Annotated in this window: 21 protein-coding genes; 9 read left to right on the forward strand and 12 right to left on the reverse strand. The window is 71.5% G+C overall.

The genetic code is table 11. The features are described from left to right. Positions 1-144: 144 nt before the first annotated feature. Together G5B31_RS00735 and G5B31_RS00740 are read right to left on the reverse strand one after the other, a co-directional pair. Complete coding sequence (locus G5B31_RS00735; protein WP_165012816.1) at positions 145-1,119, reverse strand: glycosyl transferase group 2 family protein; 975 nt, start codon at positions 1,117-1,119, stop codon at positions 145-147. 262 nt (positions 1,120-1,381) lie between these two features. Then, a complete protein-coding gene (locus G5B31_RS00740) occupies positions 1,382-2,785 on the reverse strand; it encodes a hypothetical protein (protein ID WP_165012819.1) in 1,404 nt (467 codons plus the stop codon). 162 nt (positions 2,786-2,947) lie between these two features. On the opposite strand from G5B31_RS00740, the gene G5B31_RS00745 reads away from it, so the two are divergent. After that, positions 2,948-3,721, forward strand: coding sequence for a WecB/TagA/CpsF family glycosyltransferase (locus G5B31_RS00745; protein ID WP_165012821.1), 774 nt, complete (start codon positions 2,948-2,950; stop codon positions 3,719-3,721). Between the two features lie 5 nt (positions 3,722-3,726). Here the strand turns inward: G5B31_RS00745 and G5B31_RS00750 are convergent, their stop codons facing one another. Beyond that, positions 3,727-4,707 carry a glycosyltransferase family 2 protein gene (locus tag G5B31_RS00750; RefSeq protein WP_165012823.1) on the reverse strand — a complete coding sequence of 327 codons (981 nt, stop codon included), beginning with the start codon at positions 4,705-4,707 and terminating at the stop codon, positions 3,727-3,729. Positions 4,708-5,055: 348 nt separating this feature from the next. On the opposite strand from G5B31_RS00750, the gene G5B31_RS00755 reads away from it, so the two are divergent. Next, positions 5,056-5,943: a CpsD/CapB family tyrosine-protein kinase gene (locus G5B31_RS00755; RefSeq protein ID WP_165012825.1), complete on the forward strand. Its 888-nt coding sequence runs from the start codon at positions 5,056-5,058 to the stop codon at positions 5,941-5,943. A 3-nt stretch (positions 5,944-5,946) separates the two neighbouring features. Continuing rightward, positions 5,947-7,266, forward strand: coding sequence for a Wzz/FepE/Etk N-terminal domain-containing protein (locus G5B31_RS00760; protein WP_165012827.1), 1,320 nt, complete (start codon positions 5,947-5,949; stop codon positions 7,264-7,266). 56 nt (positions 7,267-7,322) lie between these two features. On the opposite strand, the gene G5B31_RS00765 is transcribed toward G5B31_RS00760, so the two are convergent. The 8 genes from G5B31_RS00765 to G5B31_RS00800 all read right to left on the reverse strand — a co-directional run bounded on the left by G5B31_RS00765 (position 7,323) and on the right by G5B31_RS00800 (position 14,408). After that, positions 7,323-8,051 carry a sugar transferase gene (locus G5B31_RS00765; protein WP_240904223.1) on the reverse strand — a complete coding sequence of 243 codons (729 nt, stop codon included), beginning with the start codon at positions 8,049-8,051 and terminating at the stop codon, positions 7,323-7,325. Positions 8,052-8,455: 404 nt separating this feature from the next. Then, a complete protein-coding gene (locus G5B31_RS00770) occupies positions 8,456-8,635 on the reverse strand; it encodes a hypothetical protein (protein ID WP_165012829.1) in 180 nt (59 codons plus the stop codon). A 131-nt stretch (positions 8,636-8,766) separates the two neighbouring features. After that, positions 8,767-9,660 carry a glucose-1-phosphate thymidylyltransferase RfbA gene (gene rfbA / locus G5B31_RS00775; RefSeq protein ID WP_165012831.1) on the reverse strand — a complete coding sequence of 298 codons (894 nt, stop codon included), beginning with the start codon at positions 9,658-9,660 and terminating at the stop codon, positions 8,767-8,769. Continuing rightward, a complete protein-coding gene (rfbD, locus tag G5B31_RS00780) occupies positions 9,657-10,505 on the reverse strand; it encodes a dTDP-4-dehydrorhamnose reductase (RefSeq protein WP_165012833.1) in 849 nt (282 codons plus the stop codon). Before rfbD ends, rfbA begins: the two co-directional genes overlap by 4 nt. A 1-nt stretch (position 10,506) precedes the next feature. After that, positions 10,507-11,289, reverse strand: coding sequence for a YdcF family protein (locus G5B31_RS00785; protein WP_165012834.1), 783 nt, complete (start codon positions 11,287-11,289; stop codon positions 10,507-10,509). Beyond that, positions 11,289-12,338 carry a dTDP-glucose 4,6-dehydratase gene (gene rfbB, locus G5B31_RS00790; RefSeq protein ID WP_165012835.1) on the reverse strand — a complete coding sequence of 350 codons (1,050 nt, stop codon included), beginning with the start codon at positions 12,336-12,338 and terminating at the stop codon, positions 11,289-11,291. Before rfbB ends, G5B31_RS00785 begins: the two co-directional genes overlap by 1 nt. Continuing rightward, positions 12,335-12,898, reverse strand: a complete 564-nt coding sequence (rfbC, locus tag G5B31_RS00795) for a dTDP-4-dehydrorhamnose 3,5-epimerase (RefSeq protein ID WP_165012836.1) — start codon at positions 12,896-12,898, stop codon at positions 12,335-12,337. The genes rfbB and rfbC overlap by 4 nt, the downstream gene beginning before the upstream one ends. Positions 12,899-13,034: 136 nt before the next feature. Then, the gene (locus G5B31_RS00800; RefSeq protein ID WP_240904224.1) at positions 13,035-14,408 is read right to left on the reverse strand and encodes an oligosaccharide flippase family protein; all 1,374 of its coding nucleotides are present in this window, start codon (positions 14,406-14,408) and stop codon (positions 13,035-13,037) included. Positions 14,409-14,549: 141 nt separating this feature from the next. Here G5B31_RS00800 and G5B31_RS00805 point away from each other — a divergent pair, with 141 nt between their 5' ends. Together G5B31_RS00805 and G5B31_RS00810 are read left to right on the forward strand one after the other, a co-directional pair. Next, positions 14,550-15,773 (forward strand): glycosyltransferase family 4 protein, encoded by a 1,224-nt coding sequence (locus tag G5B31_RS00805; protein ID WP_165012837.1) that lies wholly within the window; start codon positions 14,550-14,552, stop codon positions 15,771-15,773. Further along, positions 15,770-16,552, forward strand: a complete 783-nt coding sequence (locus G5B31_RS00810; protein WP_165012838.1) for a hypothetical protein — start codon at positions 15,770-15,772, stop codon at positions 16,550-16,552. Before G5B31_RS00805 ends, G5B31_RS00810 begins: the two co-directional genes overlap by 4 nt. A 2-nt stretch (positions 16,553-16,554) precedes the next feature. Here G5B31_RS00810 and G5B31_RS00815 read toward each other — a convergent pair whose 3' ends face one another. Further along, the gene (locus tag G5B31_RS00815) at positions 16,555-16,944 is read right to left on the reverse strand and encodes a carboxymuconolactone decarboxylase family protein (protein WP_165012839.1); all 390 of its coding nucleotides are present in this window, start codon (positions 16,942-16,944) and stop codon (positions 16,555-16,557) included. A gap of 109 nt (positions 16,945-17,053) precedes the next feature. Between G5B31_RS00815 and G5B31_RS00820 the strand changes: the two genes are divergently transcribed. Genes G5B31_RS00820 through G5B31_RS00835 form a run of 4 tightly spaced genes read left to right on the forward strand, consistent with a single transcriptional unit; the run spans position 17,054 to position 20,979 of the window. Beyond that, positions 17,054-17,656, forward strand: a complete 603-nt coding sequence (locus G5B31_RS00820; RefSeq protein WP_165012840.1) for an amino acid synthesis family protein — start codon at positions 17,054-17,056, stop codon at positions 17,654-17,656. Beyond that, positions 17,628-18,470 carry an alpha/beta fold hydrolase gene (locus G5B31_RS00825; protein WP_165012841.1) on the forward strand — a complete coding sequence of 281 codons (843 nt, stop codon included), beginning with the start codon at positions 17,628-17,630 and terminating at the stop codon, positions 18,468-18,470. Before G5B31_RS00820 ends, G5B31_RS00825 begins: the two co-directional genes overlap by 29 nt. Continuing rightward, positions 18,467-20,260, forward strand: coding sequence for a hypothetical protein (locus G5B31_RS00830; protein WP_165012842.1), 1,794 nt, complete (start codon positions 18,467-18,469; stop codon positions 20,258-20,260). Before G5B31_RS00825 ends, G5B31_RS00830 begins: the two co-directional genes overlap by 4 nt. Further along, on the forward strand, positions 20,257-20,979 hold the full coding sequence (locus G5B31_RS00835) for a hypothetical protein (protein WP_165012844.1): 723 nt from the start codon (positions 20,257-20,259) through the stop codon (positions 20,977-20,979). Before G5B31_RS00830 ends, G5B31_RS00835 begins: the two co-directional genes overlap by 4 nt. Positions 20,980-20,983: the final 4 nt, after the last annotated feature.

Below are 20,983 nucleotides of genomic sequence, written 5' to 3' on the forward strand. Positions count from 1 at the left end.
CCGGACAGCCCCCGGACTCTACCCCAGAACCCCCCGCGGCGATACCCGCGGCGCCCCGTTCCGGGGATCATGTCGCAGTCTTGGACAATGCCACGGAATTGCCACAAAGCTGCCCGGATCGCCGCCGGAAAGTGGCGGGCGGCGCTACCAGAACCCGGCGCCGGTGCCGCGGGCCATGCGGATTTGCGCCCTGAGGTAAACAATCGCGTCGAAGCCGAAGCCCATAAGCGCAACCGGAAGACGGGACAGCCGGGCCCGGGACAAGCGCTTGAAAAGGAAATGGAACGGGACATAGCCATGGGGCAGCCGCGGCAGGCCGGCACGCAGCACCTGCGGCAGGGCGGCGGGATCTGTCGCCAGCCTTGCGGTCTCCGCCGCCGGGTCGGGCGCGGCGCGGAGATGGGCGAAGAGGACGGCATTGATGGCGGAGCCGATGACGATCCGCTCCTGATGGCGGATCAGGCCGCGCAGGGTGGTTTCCGAGGCGTAGACGTGGCGGACACCCTCCGCCCCGTCGATGCGGGTCAGGTCCTCGGGGCCGGTCAGGCCGTCGGTCAGCACCATCGCCCGCAGGAAGCCGTCCTCGACCGGCAGGCCGATGGGCAGCCGGAACCGCCGCGCCCGGGCGGCGGGCATGGCGTAGAGCTGGCCGCAGATCGCGGTCTTCCAATCGTCGAGGCCGCCCGAGGCCTTCAGCGCCAACCTTTCCACCAAGGTGCGCGGCCCGCGGAGCGCGGTGTCCTTGACCGGCTGGCTGTTCAGCACCCAGAGGCCGGGACGGGCGGCGAGGCCGGCGATCAGGCGGGCCAGCGCATCCTTCTCCGGCAGGGAGATGTCGGCATCGGCGAAGACCAGCAGGTCGGCCTCGGGGCGCGACAGGTCATGGGTGAAGCGGTTCCAGGTCCGGCTCTTGCCGCCCTCGGGCAAGTCCACGACCTCGGCCCCGGCGGCGCGGGCGCGGGCGGCGGTGTCGTCGGTGCAGCCGTTCGCCAGCACCAGCAGGCGCAGGTCCACCCCGGGCGGCAGCTCCTGCGCCCGCAGGCCCGCGACCATGGCGGCGATGCCTCCGGCCTCGTCATGGGCGAAGACGCCGAGGTCGACCTTCAGGGGGGGGTTCACGGGAGCCCCCTCTCCGCCGGCGCGGCGGGCGGGATCAGGCGAGGCACTGCCTCGCCCCCGCCCGTGCGCATCGCATCAACCGGAGACCTGTCAGTTCTCAACCCCGGGAGGCCAGCGCCCGACCCGGCGGGCGAGAAGCGCCCGCCGAGGGCGGGGCGGGCGCTGGCCGGGCCTTGGAGGCCCGGCCGGACAAGGGGAACCGTTGCGCTATGGCGAAGGCATGCGCCTTCGCCAAGCCAGCCGAAACGAATGTCGATCCGCCCTAGCATCGGATCACCGCCTGCACCGGCGGCGCCTTCGGCCGGGCCGCCTTGCGGGCCGCCCGCAGCGCCTCGGCATGGCCGAGGAGCGCCCCGGCGATCAGCCAGCTGAGCGGGACCAAAGTGCCGTTCGGCAGCAGGTCCAGCATGTTGAAGGCGAAGATCAGCGCCAGCCCCGCCACCTCGGGCGGGAAGGCCGTGGAGCGTTGGACCAGTGCCTCGCGGCCAAGGAGCCAGAGCGGCAGGCAGAGAAGCCCGAACTCGGCCAGGTAGCCCAGCCAGCCGTAGGTGCCGATCTGGATCACCCAGGCGCCGTCGGCTATGTTGGTCATCTCGCCGGTGACCGGGTCGTGGACGAAGTTGCGGGCATAGCCGCCCCAACCGAACCAGGGCCGCTCGCCGGCGCGGGCCAGCAGGATCTCTTCGTTCTCGATGCGGAACTGCAGCGACCAAGCCCGGTCCGGCGACAGACTGCGGGCCTGGTCGAGAATGGCGTCCAGCGGCACCAGATGCGCGCCGCGCAGCAGCGGATAGGTCATCACCACCACGGCGACCAGCGCCGCCGCCAGCACCTGCCAGCGGCGCGGCGCGAAAAGGATCAGCGGCAGCATGGCAAAGGCGTAGACCAACACCCCGGCCGACTTGCAGACCACCAGCATCAGAAGCAGGTAAAGGAACACCGCCAGTTGCTTCGGCCGCGCCTCGGCCGGGCCCATCCGCAGGAAGACGGCCGAGGCGGCCAGGCAGATCAGGGTGAACATGGCGACCCAGAGCCCGTGCGGCAGGAAGACCACCGGACGATAGCCGCCCTGCCTTATGGTCTGGAAGAAATCGTGCTGGAAGAAGCCGTAGACCCAGACGTTCATCTGCGGCGAGAGCCGGCTTTCCACCAGCATCGGCAGCGAATAGGCCAGCCCCGCCGCCACCAGCGCCGCCAGCAGCGCCCGGGCGGCCTGCGGCGTGGCCAGGTAGCGGCGGCCGAGGAACAGCGGCAAGGCATAGATCACATGGTTCGCCACCGCCGCCACGCTGTCGTAGACCCGCATCCCGGGGATGTCCTGCCCCTGCCGGACCGGAATCGGGTCGGCGTTGGCCAGAACGGTGACGAAGGGCGAGAGGACGAACATCAGGATCAGCGCCTTGCCCAGCCGGCCTGCGGGCAGGAAGCCTATGCGGTCGCGCAGCAGGAAGATCGACAAGGCCAGGGCCAGCAGCACGGGCAGGCTGTCCTTGTCGAAATCCGGCACCACCGGGAAATCGAACTTGGTGGCCGGCGGCAGGATCAGATAGCCGGCGAGGATGGTCCAGATCAGCGCCCGCGCCGGATCCAGCCGGCGGTAGAGCTGCCAGGCCACGAAGGGCCAGGCCAGCAGCATCGCATAGGCTATGATGTTCGGCTGCGCCACGGGCTTTGCGGTCCGTCCGGGGAAAGGATCGGGCCGGGTGATAGCACGGAACGGCCGGGCAGGCCACGCGGGCGGCGGCGGGGTTGGAAACACTCTGTTGCCGGGCGCGCAGCGTCGCCCCGGCCGGGGAAAGCTGCTATAGCGCGGCCGAAGGAGGCCCGCGTGCAGTTCAGGTTCCAGACCACGACCATCCGCATCACCCATCCCGACGCGCCCTCGGTGCTGGCCGAGGTGGCGGCGCGGCTGGCCGCCGGGCGGGGCTTCGCGCTGGCGACGGTCAACCTCGACCATCTGGTGAAGCTGCGGCGCGATCCGGCCTTCCGGGCGGCCTATGCGGCGCAGGACCTGGTGGTGGCGGACGGCAACCCGATCGTCTGGCTGTCGCGGCTGGCCGGGCGGCCGGTGCGGCTGGTGCCCGGGTCCGACCTGGTGCTGCCGCTGGTGCGGGCGGCGGCGGCGGCCGGGCGGCCGCTGTCGCTGCTGGGATCGACCGAGGCCGCGCTGGAGGCGGCGATGGCGCGGTTGCAGGCAGAGGTGCCCGGCCTGCGCCGCGGGCTGCTGATCGCCCCGCCGATGGGCTTCGACCCGGAGGGCGAGGCGGCGCAGGACATGCTGGCGCGGCTGGAGACCCTGGGTCCGGGCCTCTGCCTGATCGCCCTCGGCGCCCCGAAGCAGGAGCGGCTGGCGGCCTTGGGGCGGCGGTTGGCGCATGCGGTCGGCTTCGCCTCGGTGGGCGCGGGGGTGGATTTCGTGGCCGGCACCCAGACCCGTGCGCCGGCTTGGGTGCGGGCCATCGCCATGGAGTGGCTGTGGCGGGCGCTGTCGGCGCCGCGGCGGATGGTGCCGCGCTATGCCGCCTGCGCCGCGATCCTGCCGGGACAGGCGGTGCAGGCGCTGGCCGCCCGGCTGCGCCGCTCCTCGCGGGACCCGGCCTGACCGGCCTATTTGTATTCGATCAGCCCCCGCCGCCGACCACGCAGGCGGTTCGCGCAGTAGTCCAACACCCCCAAAGCCTCGGGCAGCTTGCCGAGCACGGTGAAGACCGCGGCCTCCGCCCCCGCCCTGCCCTCGCCCCGCCAGCGCCAGGCCAGCCGCATCATCTGCAAGGGCCAGGTCAGCAGGATCAGTCCACCCGCCGGGTGGACCAACCCCGCCGCCACCGCCGCCAGAGGCACGCCGAAGCCCCAGAGCAGGGCGCGGCGGGTCTCGGCGACCCAATGCCGCTCCGGCCCCGCGCCGTGCAAGGCGGCGCCCTCGGCGAAGGCATGGCCGGCCCGCCGGCTGCGCCTCCACCATTGCGGGAAACGGGTCATCCCGGCGTCGTGCAGGGTCATCTCCGCGTCGATCCGCCAGACCTCGCCGCCCGCCCCGCGCAGGCGCAGGCACAGCTCCGGCTCCTCGCCGGCGATCAGGTCCTCGCGGTAGCCGCCGGCGGCCCGCAAGGCCGGCAGCCGCATCAGCGCATCGCCGCCGCAGGCCGCCGCCTGCCCGACCGGCGTGTCCCATTCCCGGTCGCAGAGCCGGTTCCAGACAGACACCTCGGGATGCCGCTCCCGCCGCCGGCCGCAGACCACCACCGCCCGGGGATGGTCGGCGAAGGCCCGCAGCGCGGCGGCGATCCAGCCCGGCCGCAGCTCGCAATCGCCGTCGAGCAGCTGCACGAAGCCGCCGCCCTCCAGCCGCGCCAGCCCGGCGTTGCGCGCCCGCGCCGCGGTGAAGGGGCGGGTCATGTCCAGCGCCACCACCTCGGCCCCCGCCGCTTGCGCGGCCTCGACCGAGCCGTCGGTGGAGCCGGAATCGACATAGACCACCCGCCGCACCTGCCCCCGCAAGGAGGCGAGGCAGGCCACCAGCCGCGCGCCCTCGTTGCGGCCGATCACCACGGCGTCGACTTCGGGCGGGGCGGGGGCGGGGCTGCTCATGCCCCAGACCATAGGGCGGCGGGCGTCGGAATTCCACCTTTCCCGGCGCCGGGGAAACCGCGGCCGAACCGCCGCCAAACCTTGGGCCGGGCTTCCTTTTCCATCGCCGATCTGCTATCTCCCCGCTATCTGGGCGGGGGCCCGGACAGGGGTTGACCGGACCTGCGCAGGCAGGGCCGGGCTTGGCCCGAGGGGAAGTCCGGTGTCGTGCCGCCGCAAGGCGGGGAAGTGAAACCGGCGGCGGACCCAAGGGGGACGGCCCCTGCAGCAAAGGCCCTCTGGCGCATGGTCAGACACTACATATGGGGTCCGAAACCGGATCCGGGGGCCTATGAAGGGCATATCCTGATGTCCAGCGAAGATGCAGGCAACCGCCGCAAGCCCGGCTCCGGCGCCCGCCCGGCGCATGTGCCGGTGTTCCGCCCCGGCCAGCCCGTCGCCGCCGACAGCGTGACGCTGGACCAGCGCACCGGGCGCGAGATCTTCCTGCCGCCGGTGGCGCTGGCCCCGTTCAACCCGGCGCGGGTCTGGGAATCGATCACCGAAACACCGGCCCAGCCCAACCTCTGGGCGCGAAACGGTCTGTTCGCGGATGCGACACAGAACCCGGTGACGCGCATCTTCGACATGCTGCGCACCCGGGTGTTGCAGACGCTGGCCAAGCAGGGCTGGACCCGGATCGCCGTCACCTCGCCCACCCATGGCTGCGGCAAGTCCTTCGTCGCGGCCAACCTGGCGCTGTCGCTGGCCCGCCTGCCCTCCTGCCGCACGGTGCTGATGGACCTGGAGCTGCGCGACCCGCAGCTGGCATCGCTGTTCGGCGTGGCCGACGCGCCGCCGATGATCGAGTTCCTGATGGGCGAGCAGCCGCTGGAAAGCCATTTCCGCCGCATCGGCCGCAACCTGGCCCTGGGGCTGAACGGCGCGCCGGTGGAGCGGGCCTCGGAGCTGTTGCAGGACCCGGAGGTTCCCACGGCGATGGCGGCGCTGCGCGACCTGTTGCAGCCCGATGTGGTGCTGATCGACACCCCGCCCGCGCTCGGCTCCGATGACGTGCTGTCGCTGGCCGAGGAGGTGGATGCGGTGCTGCTGGTGGTGGACGGCACCGTCACCGCGCCCGAGGACGTGCGCGCCTGCGAAAGGCTGCTGGAAGGGCGGCTGCCGCTTCTGGGCACGGTGCTGAACCGGGCGCAGGACCGGGCGATGGAACGTTACGCCTATGGGCAGAGGGGCTGATCCATGGGCCAGATCCAGACCCTCGAAGACCTGATCGGCTTCCTGCGCCGGCGGTTCTGGCTGATCCTCGCCGTGGCGGTGCTCGGCGCGGCGGTCTCGGCGATCTATGCCAAGACCCGGCCCGACAGCTACGAAGCCTTCGCGGTGATCGAGGTGCAGGGCGCGCAGGTGTCCGAGCAGGCCGGCCCCGGCTCGGCCCAGCTGCTGCAATCCATCGAGCAGCGGTTGACCACGCGCGAGAACCTGCTGGCGGTGATCGATCGCCACGGGCTCTACGCCGACCTGCCGGCGCTGTCCGACGACGAGCGCGCCGCGCTGCTGCGCCGCAACATCGGCTTCGAGGGCATCGCGGCGGCGGGGAACAACCCCTATGGCGGGCCGGTGCAGCTGTCGGCGATCATCATCCGCGCCAGCGACGGCGATGCCGGGCTGGCCGCCCGGGTGGCGAACGATTTCGCGCAAGGGGTGCTGGACATGTCCTCCACGGGCAAGCTGGAGCAGGCCCGCGACACCCTGGCCTTCTACCAGGAGGAGGAGCGACGGCTGTCGGCCGAGATCGCCGCGGTGGAGGCCGAGGTGGCCGACTACAAGAACGCCCACGACCTGTCCGGCATGGCCGAGGCGCGGCGGGACGAGCTGGTCTCGGTCGAGGCCGACCTGCGGCGGCTGGACCAGGACCTCGTCGCGCTGATGGAAGAACAGCGCCAGCTGTCCGCCAAGGGCACTCTGCGGGCGACCGAGCAGCGGCGCCTGCAGGATCTGGACGCGCAGATCGCCGTGCTGACGGAACAGAAGGCGGCGCTGGCCGCGCGCCGGTCGGAACTGGCCGCGGCGCTGGCCGGTCAGCCCGAGGTGGAACGCGCGCTGGCCGGCTACCAGCGCCAGCTGGACCAGCTGAACGACAGCCTCGGCGTGGTGACCGCCCGGCTGACCGAGGCCGAGACCGCCGCCAAGCTGGCCGAGCGGCAGCAGGGCGAGCGTTTCGCGCTGCTGGACCGGGCGGTGACGCCGGAGCATCCGGTCGGATCGGGCGGCAAGAAGCTGTTCATGGCGGGCAGCATGGCCAGCCTGCTGGCCGGGCTGGCGCTGGCCTTCCTGCTGGACCTGATGAAGCCGGTGGTCCGCACCTCGGCGCAGATGGAGCGCCAGCTGGGCCTGCGCCCGATCGTGGCGATCCCGGAGTTGGACCTGCCGGGGCGGAAACGCCGCGGCGGCGGTCCGCGCCTGGGAGAGATGCGGCAGAAGGTGCTGGCACTGCCGCGGGCGGTGCTGGTCTGTTCGGCGCTGACGGGGCTGGTGGTGGTGGTCGCCGCGCTGGCCTGACCCCCGGACAAGCAAAGGCCCGCCGGGGGCGAGCCTTTTCCATCGACAGCGGAATGTCAGCAGCCGGTGCCCTTCAGCACCACGCCCACGGTGCGGGCCAGGATGCGCAGGTCGGTCATCAGCCCGACCTCCGCCTCATAGGCGGTGTCGAATTCGGCCCGGGCCTCGAAGGTGGTCTTGTTGCGGCCGGCGGTCTGCCAGTAGCCGGTGACGCCGGGGCGCAGCCGGTAATAGGCCTCGCCCGGATAGAGCGCCTGCTGGTTCAGCATCATCGGCCGCGGTCCGACCAGGCTCATGTCGCCCTTCAGCACGTTCCACAGCTGGGGCAGCTCATCCAGCGAGGACTTGCGCAGGAACTGCCCGAAGGGGGTGACCCGCGGGTCGTTTCGCAGCTTCTGGGTGCTGTCCCATTCGGCGCGGGCAGCCGGGTTCTCGGCCAGATAGGCCTCCATCCGCTCGTCGGCGTCGTTGACCATGCTGCGCAGCTTCCACATGCGGAAGGGCTTGCCGCCCCGGCCGACGCGGACCTGGCTGTAGAACGGCCGGCCGCCGTCGCGCGCCACCAGCACCGCCATCGCGGCGACCATCGGCACCACCACCGGCGCCGCGGCGAGGATGGCGGCGATGTCGAGCAGTCGCTTGCAGCAGCTGCGGTAGATCCCGCGGCGGGGCGGCGCGATGCGCAGCGCCTTGCCCGGCGCGACGGCCTGCGGCTCCGTCACGGCCATGGGCAGCGCGGGCGGCAGGGCGGGCCCGGCCTGGAACTCGGGAAAGCTGATGGTCATTGTCAGCGCCCCGCGCACAATAGCGGCAGCCTGGCGGCCAGCCGGTCGCCCCGGCCGGCGATGGCCGGTCGAAACTTTTCAATCTTCTTGCGCTCTTGGCAGCACATGACATGCACTCGGATAGAACGCCCCCAAGGCCCATTTTATCCGTTGCGCGCCGGGCTTGACCATGGGGCAAACCAGGGCCCCGCCACATTAACGCCACGTTTTCCGTAATTTGTTGCCCGATTTTCGTCACAATGTTTGACGTTGCGAAACACACTCAACCGAAGGGAGATCGGTCGCCAGTGCCCCGCTTTCAGGTTGTCCGGATGATTCGCCGGGCATCGCCGGCGGCGAGGTCCGCGAGACAGGACCCTTCGCCGGGACCACGGCCCTCAGGGCCGTTTCCAGCCCCGAAACAATCAGGCCCGCCGCGCCCTTTGCCCGGCCGAGAGCGCCTGGCAGAGGAAGGCCAGCACGCCGCAGCATCCCGCCAGGCTGTAGGACAGCAGCGTCACCACCGGCGGATGGCCCGAAAGGACCGAGGCCAGCAGGCCCAGCGATCCGCCCGTCACCGCGGAGAAAACGACACCTGGCAGCACGAAGGACGATCCTCCCGGAAAAACGCCTCAGGGTTGATATGACTGGGATATTGTGCGCGAACTGGCACCTTTTCCAGCGCCTTCTTCAGCATCGCACCGCAAAAGTTAATTTTCCGGAAACAAAGGACGGTTTATCCGCGGCCCTCCGCCTGCTCCTTCAGAAGCCCGGCAAGATATTGCCCATAGGCGTTCTTCTGGAACATCCGGGCGCGGGCGGCCAGCTGGTCGCGGTCGATCCAGCCCTGGGTGAAGGCGATCTCGTCGGGGCAGCCGACCTGAAGTCCCTGCCGCTCCTGCAGGGTGCGGACGAAATTGCCGGCGTCCAGCAGACTGCCATGGGTGCCGGTGTCCAGCCAGGCGAAACCGCGGCCCATGCGCTCGACCGACAGGCTGCCCTCGGCGCGGTAAAGCTCCAGCAGGTCGGTGATCTCCAGCTCGCCGCGGGGCGAGGGCCGGATCTGCCGCGCCAGCCGCGGCGCGCGCTGGTCGAGGTAGTAGAGCCCGGTCACCGCGAAATGCGACGGCGGCACCTCGGGTTTCTCGACGATGGCGCGGACCCGGCCCTCGTCGTCGAAATCCACCACGCCGTAGCGTTCGGGATCGGCGACATGGTAGCCGAAGACCGTGCCGCCCTCGCCCTGCGCATCGGCGGCGGCCAGCATCCCGGGCAGGCCGTGGCCGAAGAAGATGTTGTCGCCCAGGACCATGGCCGAAGGCGCGCCGTCCAGGAAGTCCTCGGCCAGCAGATAGGCCTGCGCCAGCCCCTCGGGATTGGGCTGCACGATCCAGGTCAGCGACAGGCCCCACTGGCTGCCGTCGCCCAGGAGGCGCTGGAATTGCGCCTGGTCTTCGGGCGTGGTGATCATGGCGATCTCGCGGATGCCGCCCAGCATCAGCACCGACAGCGGGTAGTAGACCATCGGCTTGTCGTGCACCGGCAGCAGCTGCTTCGACACCCCCATGGTGATCGGGTAAAGCCGCGTGCCGGAGCCTCCGGCCAGGATGATGCCCTTGCGTTCGGTCATGCGTTCAACTCCCGCAGAATGTCGTCGAGGCCCGCCCGCCAGTCGGGGCGGCGGATGCCGAAGTCCCGCTCCAGGGCGCTGCAATCCAGCCGGGAATTGGCCGGGCGGCGGGCGGGGGTCGGGTAGGCGCTGGTCGGAATGTCGGTGATGGCGCAGGCCAGGCCGGCGCGGGCCATGATCTCCCGCGCGAAATCCGCCCAGCTGGTGTCGGGCGCGCCCGAGAAATGATGGGTGCCGCCGGGGGCGCCCTGCAGCAGGGCGCTGGCCGCTGTCAGCAGCGCATCGGCGATGGCGGCGGCGGGGGTCGGCCCGCCGATCTGGTCTGCCACCACGTTCAGCGTCTCGCGCTCGCGCCCCAGCCGCAGCATGGTCTTGACGAAATTCGCACCATGGGCCGAGACGACCCAGCTGGTCCGCAGGATCAGGTGCCGCGCGCCGCTGTCGCGCAGGCCGACCTCCCCCGCCAGCTTCGACCGGCCATAGGCGCCGAGCGGCCCGGTCGGGTCCTCCGGCCGGAAGGGCCGGTCGCCCGAACCGTCGAAGACATAGTCGGTCGAGACATGCAGGAAGGGCACCCCCTGCGCCGCGCAGGCCCGCGCCATGGCGGCAGGGGCATCGCCGTTGACCACCGTCGCCGCGGCCTCCTCGGCCTCGGCCTTGTCCACCGCAGTCCAGGCGGCGGCGTTGATCACCGCGTCGCAGTCCCCCACCCGGGCCGCGCAGGCAGCCGGGTCCATGAGATCCGCCTCCTCGCGCCCGAGGAACCGCGCCGTCGCGCCCTCCGGCAGCCGCCGCGCCAGTTCCGTCGCCACCTGCCCCGTGCGCCCGAAGACCAGAAGCCTCATCTCATTTCCCCGCCATGCGATAGGCCAGCAGGCCCAGGTATTCCTTCAGCGCCACGTCCACGTCCTGCAGATGGTCGTCCAGCCGCCATTCCGCCCGGAAGGTCTGCCCGCCCGAGCGGAAGTCGACCGGATAGGGGATCAGCCCGGTCCAGCCGTTGCGGCGGAAGGTCTCCACCGACCGCGGCATGTGGAAGGCGGACGTCACCAGGATCCAGACCTGCCCCTCCTGCGGGGCGATCATCTCCCGGGTGAAGATCGCGTTTTCCGAGGTGTTGCGCGAACGGTCCTCCAGCAGGATCTGCGCTTCGGGCACGCCCAGCGACAGCCACAGCGCCCGGGTCATCCTTGACGGCGTCTGCGAGGCATCGCTGTAGACCAGGCTCGCCGCCCCGCCGGTGAAGATCAGCTTCGCCTCCGGGTAGCGGCGCGCCAGTTCCACCCCCGCCGTCATCCGCTCGCCGCCCTCGTTCAGCCCGGGGATGCCCCAGCGGGCGAAGGAGCCGGTGTCCTCGGCGCCGCCGAGGACGATGATGCCGTCGACATGGGCGGGCAGGTCCGGGTTGGCGGGATACTGCCCTTCAAGCGCGCCAAGGATCGGCGTGCCCAGGGGAAACACCGTCAGCGCCAGCAGCGCCACGAAGACCACGGCGACCAGCCGCCGCATCGCCCGGATGCGCCCCGCCGCCCCGGCCAGCAACGCCAGCGCCAGCAGGAGTACGATCCAGGTCTCCGCCCGCGCCGCCATGCCCAGCGTCTTCGAGGCGATGAAGAACAGGCTGTCCATCAGGCGCCGCTGTTGGCCGTGCCCAGCCTTTCGCCCACCCCCTGCCGCGCCAGCAGCGGGCGCCACCAGTCCTCGTTGTCCAGATACCAGCGCACGGTGCGGCGCAGGCCCTCCTCCACCGTCACCGAGGGCCGCCAGCCCAGTTCCTCGCGGATGCGGGAAGGGTCGATGGCGTAGCGGGCGTCGTGGCCCGGGCGGTCGGCGACGAAGGCGATCTGGTCGGCGTAGGAACCGGCCTTCGGCTTCATCTCGTCCAGCAGTGCGCAGATGGTGCGCACGAGGTCGATGTTGCGGCGCTCGTTCTCGCCGCCGATGTTGTAGCTGCGGCCGACCGCGCCCTTCTCCACCACCAGAAGCAGGGCGTCGGCGTGATCCTCGACATACAGCCAGTCGCGCACGTTTTCGCCCTTGCCGTAGACCGGGATCGGCCGGCCGTGCAGGGCGTTCAGGATCACCACCGGGATCAGCTTTTCCGGGAAGTGATAGGGGCCGTAGTTGTTCGAGCAGTTGGTCAGCAGCACCGGCAGGCCGTAGGTCTCGTGCCAGGCCCGGACCAGATGGTCGCTGGCCGCCTTGGACGCCGAATAGGGGCTGCGCGGGTCGTAGGGCGTCTCCTCGGTGAACTGGCCCTCGGCGCCGAGGCTGCCGAACACCTCGTCGGTGGAGATGTGGTGGAAGCGGAAGCCCGCGGGCCGGCCCGCGCCGGCCCAGAAGGTCCGCGCGGCCTCCAGCATGTTGTAGGTGCCGTTGACGTTGGTCAGGATGAAATCGCCCGGCCCGTCGATGGAGCGGTCGACATGGCTCTCCGCCGCCAGGTGCATCACCGCATCGGGGCGGTGGGTGGCGAAGATGCGGTCCAGCGCGGCGCGGTCGCGGATGTCGGCCTTCTCGAAGGAATAGAGGTTGGACTGCGCCACCGGCGCGACATTGGCCTCGCAGGCGGCATAGGTCATGGCATCCAGGTTCACCACCTCATGCCCGCGCGCCACCGCCAGCCGCACCACGGCCGAGCCGATGAACCCCGCGCCCCCGGTCACCAGAAGCTTCATTTGCCGCCCTCCCAGCGGAAGGGCCGCGGAGCGTCGGCCAGCAGCGGCGCCTTCGCATCCTTGTCGGACAGCACCGGCGCCGAGACGCCCCAGTCGATGCCGATCTGCGGGTCGTCCCACCGCACCGCGCCATCGCAGTCCGGCGCGTAGACGTCGCTGCACTTGTATTGCACCTCGGTGCCGTCGGTCAGCGTCACGAAGCCGTGCAGGAAGCCCTTCGGCACCAGAAGCTGCCGGCCGTTCTCTGCCGTCAGCTCTATCCCTACCCATTTGCCGAAGGTCGGCGAGCCGTCGCGGAAATCCACCGCGACGTCGAGGATCGCCCCGCGCGAACAGCGCACCAGCTTGTCCTGCGCCCGCGGCGGGGACTGGTAGTGCAACCCGCGCAGGGTGCCCTTCTGCGCGCTGAAGGAGTGGTTGTCCTGCACCCAGTCCAGCGCGAGCCCCGCCTCGGCCATCCTGGACGCGCTGAAGGTTTCCATGAACCAGCCCCGCGCATCGCCGAAGCGGCGGGGGGTCAGGATCAGCACGCCGGGCAGGGGGGTGTCTTCGATGCGCATGTCACTCACGGGGTCAACGGATCAATCGCTGCAAGGACATAGCGCAGGATCGCCGCCGATCCTAGAGGCGCCGCTTGCGGTGGCGGAAGGCGGTTGCCTGCGCCCGGGGTTCGGGTGTCTGCACGGCGGCCCGCGGTCACGGCGGAAACAGTCCGGCCAGCGCCTGATGGTTCGCCGCGACCACTCCGGCGGCCAGCGCCAGCGCCAGCGCGCCCATCGACAGATCGTGCCGCATGTCCCAGACGCCGTGGCGGCGGGCCAGCCGGGCGATCAGCGGCAGGGTCGCCACACCGGCCAGCCCCTGCCCCAAGAGCGCGCCGCCGAGGCCCGCCCAATGCGCCCCGGCAAGGAAGGCCAGCGTCTGCACCGCCGCGCGGGCGGCGATCAGCGCGAAATAGCCGCGGCCGTCGCCCGCCGCCAGCGCCGACTGGTCGTAGGTCATCCCCACGATCCCCGGCATCTGCACCAGCGCCACCGCCGTCACGATCGCCCCCGCGGCCAGATAGCGGTCGTCATACAAGAGCCGCACCAGCGGCCCTCCGGCGAAGGCCAGCGCCGCCAGCGCCAGCAGCACCCCGGCCGTCAGCGCCCACCGCGCCCGGTTCAGCCGCGCCCCGCCCCGGCCCTCGGCCCGGGCGCGGTAGAGCGGGATCATCACCCGCGCCACCACCGCCCCGGCCAGCAGCGCCGGGAAAGAGGCGAGGAAATAGCCGATGTTGTAGACGCCCAGAGCCTCCAGGCTCAGGTAGCCGCCGAGGATCGCCTTGTCGCCCTGCGCCAGCAGGAAGCCGCAGAGCGTCGACAGGAAGATCCACTTGCCGAAATGGATCAGCTCCCGCGCCGCCATAGCCTCCCAGCGGAAGCGGTTGGCCTGCCCCGGCAGCCCGATCCAGCACAGCGCCAGCTTCGCCGCCGATCCGATCACCGCGCCGATCACCAGCGCCCAGACCGAGGGCCAGACCGCCGCCAGCGCCACCATGGCGGCGATGCCGATCACCTGCGCCAGCAGGTCCAGCGCCGTCAGCCGCCCCAGCATCAGGTGCCGGTTCGCGGTGTCGATCCGGGTCGGGTTGAAGCCGGCGACCAGCAGCGTCAGCCCCGCCACCGGCAGAAGCTGCCGCAGTTCCGGCGCTTCCCAGACCGCCGCCAGCGGCCAGGCCAGGGCGCAGGTCAGCAGCCAGAGCAGCACCCCGCGGCCGACGTTCACCGTCCAGGCGGTGTCCAGGAAGGCCGGCTCGTCGCCGCGCGGGCTGCGGCTGATCGCCGGGCCGATGCCGGTGTCGGAGAACATCTGCAACCCGACCAGCACCACCGAGACCAGCGCCATCAGCCCGAAGGCCTCGGGGAACAGCAGCCGCGTCAGGATCAGGTTGGAGGCCAGCCGCAGCCCCTGCGCGATCACATAGGACCCCGCCGTCAGCGCCGATCCCCGCAGCGCGCGGCCCGTCAGGCCCGATCCCTGTTCCCGCATCGCATCCGCCCCGTCCGCCGCGGCGGACCCTAAGGCCATGCCGCGGCGCCGGTCAAGGCAGCGGCCATGACCGCGCTGCATCACTCCGACCGCGTTTCGGCCGCGGCCCGCCTCTCCCCTTGCATCCGGGCGCGGCCGCCCCGATGCTGCCTCGGCCCCCTGCCAGAGGCCCCGCCCGCCGTGAAGCTCGCCTATCTCGTCAACACCTATCCGCAGCCCTCGCACAGCTTCATCCGCCGCGAGGTGCAGGCGCTTGAGCGGATGGACTGGCAGATCCACCGCTTCGCCCTGCGCTCGGCCCGGGCGCAGCTGGTGGACCAGGCCGACATCGCCGAGGACGGGCGGACCGAGCATATCCTGGAACACGGGCTCTGGCCGATCCTGCGCCGGGCGATCCCCTTCGCTGCCCGCCGCCCCCGCGCCGCCGTCCGGGCGCTGCGGCTGGCGCTGGCCTGCGGCGCGCGGGGCGCGGGCGGGGCGCCCGGCACCGGCGGCCGGCTGCGGCACCTGGCCTACTGGCTGGAGGGCGCCTGGCTCGCCGCCCGCTGCCACGAGCTGCGGCTGCCGCATGTCCATGCCCATTTCGGCACCAATTCCGCCACCGTCGCCATGCTGGCGGCCGAGATCGGCGGGCTGCGCTTCTCGTTCACCACACACGGGCCCGAGGAATTCGACGCCCCCCGCGCCCATTCGCTGGGGGAAAAGGTGGCGCGGGCGGATTTCGCGGTGGCGATCTCCTTCTTCGGGCGCAGCCAGCTGTGCCGGTGGGCCGATGTGCGGCACTGGCAGAAACTGCATGTGGTGCATTGCGGCATCGAGCCCTGGCGCTTCCCCGCCCCCGCGGCGCTGCCCGAAGGCCCGCCGCGGCTGGTCGCCATCGGCCGACTGGCCGAGCAGAAGGGCTTTCCCCTGCTGGTCGAGGCGATGGCGCTGGTCGCCGCCGATCTGCCCGGCCTGCACCTGACGCTGATCGGCGAGGGTCCGTTCCGGCCGCTGCTGGAACGCCAGATCGCCAGCGCCGGGCTGGAAGAGCGTATCACCCTGACCGGCTGGCTGGACGAGGCCGCGGTGCGCGACCGGCTGGCGCAGGCCCATGCGCTGGTGCTGCCCTCCTTCGCCGAGGGCCTGCCGATGGTGGTGATGGAGGCTTTCGCCGCCGCCCGCCCGGTGATCGCCAGCGCCATCATGGGCGTGCCGGAGCTGGTAAGCCGCGACACCGGCTGGCTGGTGCCGGCGGGCGATCCGCAGGCGCTGGCCGAGGCGATCCGCGCCTTCGCCGCCACCCCGCCGGACCGGCTGGCCGCGATGGGGGCGCTGGCCCGCGACACCGTGCTGGCCCGCCACGACATCACCGCCGAGGCCGAGAAGCTGGCCGCCCTCTTCGCCTCCGGTGGCCGGCCATGAGCCGCTTCGCCCTTGCCTGCGCCAGCCATTCCGAGGCGATCCTGCAGGCCAACCTCGCCCGCTCGCCCTGCCTTGCGGCGATGCCCCTTCATGTCGAACGCGATGCCCCCTCGGCCGCCGCAGCCTACAACCGCGCGCTGGACGCGACCGGGGCCGAGGTGGTGGTCTTCGCCCATCACGACGTCTACCTGCCGCAGGGCTGGGACCGGCTGCTGCAGGCAAGGCTGGCCGAGGTCGAGGCGCAGGACCCGGACTGGGCGCTTTACGGCAGCTTCGGCGTGGGGCTGGATGCCGCCCATATCGGGCCGGTCTGGTCCTCCTCCCTCGGCCAGATCGTCGGCCGGGTGCCGCTGGCGCCGGTGAAGGTGCAGAGCTACGACGAATTGCTGATCGTGCTGCGCCGCGCCTCCGGCCTGCGCTTCGACGACGCCCTGGGCGGCTGGCATTTCTACGGCACCGACATCGTGGCCCAGGCCCGCGCCCGCGGGTTGCGGGCCTGGGCCGGGGCGCTGCCCTGCATCCACAACGACCGCTTCCACGAGGCGCTCGGCCCCGATTTCGCCGCCGCCTACCGGGCGATGCAGCGGAAGTGGCGGCAGGCGCTGCCGCTGCGCAGCCCGATCACCAAGATCAGCCGCTCGGGCCTGCACCTGATCCGCGACACCTGGAAGGCCCGCGGCTCGAAGGAGTTCCGCGAGGGCATGGCGCTGGACACCGGCACCCCGGTGGAGGTCCTGGCCGCCCGCTGCGGCTGGTCCGACCTGACCGCCAGCGCCTGACCTCAGGGCGCCGGCTGTTCCTCCAGCACCTTCCGCGCCGCCCGGAAGCATTCCAGCGCCTGCGGCACGCCGCAGTAGATGCCGATCACATGCAGGATGGCGCGGATTTCCTCGCGGGTGACGCCGTTGGTGATCGCGCCCCGGCAATGCAGTTCCCATTCGTGCATCTTGCCGAGCGCGCCCAGCATCGCGAGGTTCAGCATCGACCGGGTCTTCGGCGGCAGCGTGTCGTCACCCCAGCCGAAGCCCCAGCACCAGGCGGTCATCGCCTCCTGGAACGGGCGCGAGAAATCGTCGGCCGCGGCCAGGTTCCGCTCCACATAGCCCGCACCCAGCGTCGCCTTCCGCTGGTCGAGACCTTTCAGGAAAAGATCCTCGTCGAATATCGTCATGCCTTCGCTCCCGTCGCAATCCCACCACCGCCGTCTTCCGATCGGCGATGTTGACATGCTAACGCATGGTATGCCAACAGTCGATATGTCATCATATACGAGAGAGGCCATGAGCGTCGCCATCCGCAAAACCCTGCTGCTGACCGAGACGGTGCTGATCGAGGGCGGGCGGCCCGCCGCTGTTCCGCAGCGCCTCTTCACCGCCGCGGCGGTGCTGAAGAACCCCTGGGCGGGGTTGGGATTCGTCGAGGACCTGAAGCCCGCGATCCAGGAAGCCGCGCCGGTTCTGGGCAACCTGCTGACCGGGATGATCCTCGAGGCGGCCGGCTCGGGCGAGGCGGTCGAAGCCTATGGCAAGGCCGCCATCGTCGGCCTGGACGGCGAGATCGAACATGCCTCGGCGCTGATCCACACGCTGCATTTCGGCAACCCCTACCGCAGCGCTGTCGGCGCCAAGAGCTATCTTTCCTTCTGCAACACCCGCGGCCCGGCCAATGCGCCGCTGATGATTCCGCTGATGGACAAGAACGACGGCGGCCGCCGGTCGCATTACCTGACCATCCAGACCTCGATCCCGGATGCGCCCGCGGCGGACGAGATCGTCGTGGCGCTCGGAGCCGCCATCGGCGGGCGGCCCCATCACCGCATCGGCGACCGCTATCAGGACCTCAAGGACCTCGGGCATGACCTCGCCAACCCTGCCGCGGTCTGAGACGGCGGGCATCGCCTGCCACATGCGCGGCGAGGGCGAGCCCCTCGTCCTGCTGCATGGCGTGGGGATGCGGATCGAGGCCTGGGGGCCGCAGCTGGACGCGCTGTCGCGCACGCATCGGGTGATCGCGCTGGACCTGCCGGGGCACGGCGGGTCGGCGGCGCTGCCGGAAGGGTCGGACCTGCCGGCCTTCGTGGCCTGGCTGGGGCGGGCGCTGGATGCCCTGGGGCTGGCGCGGGTGAACCTGGCGGGCCATTCGATGGGGGCGCTGATCGCCGGCGGCACAGTCGCCGAATTCGGTGACCGCATCCTGCGGGTGGCGCTGCTGAACGGCGTCCGCTGCCGCACCGAGGCCGCCCGCGCCGCGGTGCTGTCCCGCGTGCGCGAGATCGCCGAGGGCGCGGTGCCGGACGTGGAAGGCCCGCTCCTGCGCTGGTTCGGCGATGCGCCCGAGGCCGTGGGCTACCGCGATCTGGCGCGCGACTGGCTGGCGCAGATGGACCGGCGGTCCTATCTGACCGCCTACCGCGCCTTCGCCACCGGCGACCGGACCTATGCCGACTGCTGGCCGGACTGCCGCTGCCCGGCGCTGTTCATCACCGGCGCGGGGGACCCGAATTCCACCCCGGCCATGAGCCTCGACATGGCGGCCCTTGCGCCGGCGGGAAAGGCGGTGATCGTGGAGGGGCACCGCCATGTGGTGAACCTGACCGCCCCGGCCGCCGTCAACGCGCATCTGTCGGCCTGGCTGGCGCAGCCCGTCGCCGGGGAGGAGGGCCCGATGGAAAACGCCCGAACGGGTTCAGGAAGATGACGGACACCGCATTCCCGCTGCCGAAACCCGCCCTCCTGACCGCAGACTGGCTGCGGGCGCAGGGCGTGGAGGACGGCGAAGGCTTCTGGCGCGCCCTGCGGCCGGAAGCGGTGGTCTGCGCGCCGGCGACGATGCGGGCCGCCAAGTCGACGCGGCTCGGCTTCACCAATTCGCTGATGCGGCGGATGCGGCGCGAGGGCTGGACGATCACCCTGCGCCTGTCCGACCTGCAGGCCACCGGCGAAGGAATGATCGTCTACGACATCGCCGCCGGAGAACGGGCCTTCACCTTCCTCGCCTGGTGCGAGGCCGGCGGCGAGGAGGACCGGCTGGGCCGGTTCTACGAGGTCGATTACGACTTCTACGGCAGCCTGCGCGAGGGCAGGACGCCGACCGCACAGGCCCGCGACGAGGCGGAGCGGATGCGCCGCAACGTCTGGAGGGGACGGACCGACAACGGCTGCCTGGGCTGGACGGTGGCCAACCGCTCGAAACGCCTGTTCGCCGACGTGGTGGAGACCCTGGCCGCCGGCCGCCAGCCGGACCCTGGCCGCATCGCCGAGGGCGGCGGCTATATCCTGCGCAATGCCGGCTGGTATGGCAACGGCCGCCACGGGTCGCGCTCCTGGCTGTCGCTGCCGGCGGACCATCCCTTCGCCGCGCCCTATCACGTCGATCTCTTCGCGCTCTACATGTGGCGCCTGGTCGCCGCCGAGGCCGCCAATACCATCGCGGCACGGCGCGCGCCGCAGCGGGCGGTGCGGCTGGACGCGGGCATCGCGGGCTATCTCGGGGTCGGCAATTCCTCGGGGATCGGCATGGTGGCCACCCTCGTCCGCTGGCCGACCTGGTTCGCCAGCTACAATGTCCTGCGCGAGACGGTGATCGCCCGGGCGGTGATCCGCGACAGCGTGGCGCCGGAGGCCGCCGCGCGGATGGCCGGCCTGCTGGCGCAGACCATCGCCTTCTACGACCGCCAGCCCGCCAGCGACCTGCCGGGGATCGAAAGCCCGGCCGGGCTGAGCCGCGGTCTGGCCCGGCTGGCCGAAACCCTCCGGGCACGGGTGCAGGCGAAGGACATGGGCTTCCTGTGGCGCGACCTGGCCGAAGCGGCGAAGGCGGCGGGCTCGGCCGAGGTGTCCGAACAGTTCAACGCCCTGCTGATCGAGGTCGAGGCCGAATTCGCCGATGCCGTCGAGGGCCTGCTCGGCGCGCTGATGAACACGCCGCGCGGCATCGACCCCGCGGCGACGGCCGGGGACATCCGCCGGATCATCGCCGGGCGCTACGGCTGGGCCTTGGCGCTGGACCTGACCACGCCGGAAAGCCGGGCGCATTTCTGGTATAAATCCGAGGAGAACGGCGAGAACCGCCGTGGCGAGCGCGCCGTCGATGCCGGGGCCGAGCGCGAGACCTTCGTCGATGTCGCCGGGATCGTGCAGGAGCTGGACCGCAGGCTCGCGGCGCTGCCGGCCGAGACACCCATCGCCGATTTCCTGCTGACCTGGCCGGAATATACCAATGCGGTCGCGCGCATCCTGCTGGCGACCCGGCTGCCCTACAGCGAGGTGCAAGCCAACATCCTTCACCGCGACTTCCTGCCGATGGACGGCATACGCTATCTGCTCAGCATCTACGGATTGCAATATTCGCTGCCCTACAGCACCCGCTGGGTCCGGGGGGTGTTCTACCAGGGCGCGCCGCTGCCCGGCGCGGACGGCAGGCTGCAGTCCGATCCCGCGATCTTCCCGGTGCTCGATCTGCCCCGCCCCGAGGAGGTTTCGGCATGAGGGTCTCTTACGGCGAGATGCGCCGCGCCGCGGTCGATGCATTGCGCGGTCTGGGCCTCGGCTTCGGCCAGGCGGAGGATGCGGTGGAGGCGCTGCTGGTCACCCAGGCCGCCTTCGGCCGCGGCTACGGCCTGATCCGGCTGGCCGAGGCCGCGCGCGACGACAGCCGCCCGCGGCCGGCGCCGGAAAGCACGGGCAACGGGCAGGAGCGGATCGACCTGCGGGGCGCGACGCTTCTGCCCTGGGCCGAGCGCATCGCCGACCTTCTGCGCGCGCGCCATGCGACGGGCAATGGGTCGCACCGGCTGGAGGTTGCCGGGACCGCCGGAGGCTGGGTGCTGCCGCAGATTGCGCGGCGACTGGCGCTGGCCGGGATCGCCAGCCGCATCGAATGGGCCGCGCCGCAGGGGGGCCATCCCGACGAGGCCGGATCGTTCCTCTGCTTCGGCGGGCTTGCCGGGCTGGCGCCGGGACAGGTGATGCTGGCGCATCGGCAGGCGCCCGCGGGTGCCGCCGGCCGCGCCGGGATCGTCACCGGCCCCGAGGCCGCTTCCGGCCTTCCCGCCGGGGCGCGGATGGTCGATCTCGACGCGGCGCTGGCCGGCTTCATCGCGGAGGGGCTGCCGGTCGACGCCGCGGAACATGCGCAATGGTTCGCGGAAATCGCGGCGCGCGTGCGCCTGCCGACTTCCGAGCGGTCGCGCGCGCAGGCAGGATAAGAAG

Source organism: Rhodobacter sp. SGA-6-6 (genome assembly GCF_011043545.1).
GTDB lineage: Bacteria > Pseudomonadota > Alphaproteobacteria > Rhodobacterales > Rhodobacteraceae > Pseudogemmobacter.

What these genes read in the sequence shown, in the direction of transcription:
- rfbC (WP_165012836.1), bottom strand. Translation starts at nt 12,898, where the DNA reads ATGCGCATCGAAGACACCCCCCTGCCCGGCGTGCTGATCCTGACCCCC.
- G5B31_RS00760 (WP_165012827.1), top strand. Translation starts at nt 5,947, where the DNA reads ATGGGCCAGATCCAGACCCTCGAAGACCTGATCGGCTTCCTGCGCCGG.
- G5B31_RS00810 (WP_165012838.1), top strand. Translation starts at nt 15,770, where the DNA reads ATGAGCCGCTTCGCCCTTGCCTGCGCCAGCCATTCCGAGGCGATCCTG.
- G5B31_RS00755 (WP_165012825.1), top strand. Translation starts at nt 5,056, where the DNA reads ATGTCCAGCGAAGATGCAGGCAACCGCCGCAAGCCCGGCTCCGGCGCC.
- G5B31_RS00800 (WP_240904224.1), bottom strand. Translation starts at nt 14,408, where the DNA reads ATGGCCTTAGGGTCCGCCGCGGCGGACGGGGCGGATGCGATGCGGGAA.
- G5B31_RS00815 (WP_165012839.1), bottom strand. Translation starts at nt 16,944, where the DNA reads ATGACGATATTCGACGAGGATCTTTTCCTGAAAGGTCTCGACCAGCGG.
- G5B31_RS00825 (WP_165012841.1), top strand. Translation starts at nt 17,628, where the DNA reads ATGACCTCGCCAACCCTGCCGCGGTCTGAGACGGCGGGCATCGCCTGC.
- rfbA (WP_165012831.1), bottom strand. Translation starts at nt 9,660, where the DNA reads ATGACCGAACGCAAGGGCATCATCCTGGCCGGAGGCTCCGGCACGCGG.
- G5B31_RS00820 (WP_165012840.1), top strand. Translation starts at nt 17,054, where the DNA reads ATGAGCGTCGCCATCCGCAAAACCCTGCTGCTGACCGAGACGGTGCTG.
- G5B31_RS00835 (WP_165012844.1), top strand. Translation starts at nt 20,257, where the DNA reads ATGAGGGTCTCTTACGGCGAGATGCGCCGCGCCGCGGTCGATGCATTG.
- rfbB (WP_165012835.1), bottom strand. Translation starts at nt 12,338, where the DNA reads ATGAAGCTTCTGGTGACCGGGGGCGCGGGGTTCATCGGCTCGGCCGTG.
- G5B31_RS00750 (WP_165012823.1), bottom strand. Translation starts at nt 4,707, where the DNA reads ATGAGCAGCCCCGCCCCCGCCCCGCCCGAAGTCGACGCCGTGGTGATC.
- G5B31_RS00785 (WP_165012834.1), bottom strand. Translation starts at nt 11,289, where the DNA reads ATGGACAGCCTGTTCTTCATCGCCTCGAAGACGCTGGGCATGGCGGCG.
- G5B31_RS00830 (WP_165012842.1), top strand. Translation starts at nt 18,467, where the DNA reads ATGACGGACACCGCATTCCCGCTGCCGAAACCCGCCCTCCTGACCGCA.
- rfbD (WP_165012833.1), bottom strand. Translation starts at nt 10,505, where the DNA reads ATGAGGCTTCTGGTCTTCGGGCGCACGGGGCAGGTGGCGACGGAACTG.
- G5B31_RS00765 (WP_240904223.1), bottom strand. Translation starts at nt 8,051, where the DNA reads ATGACCATCAGCTTTCCCGAGTTCCAGGCCGGGCCCGCCCTGCCGCCC.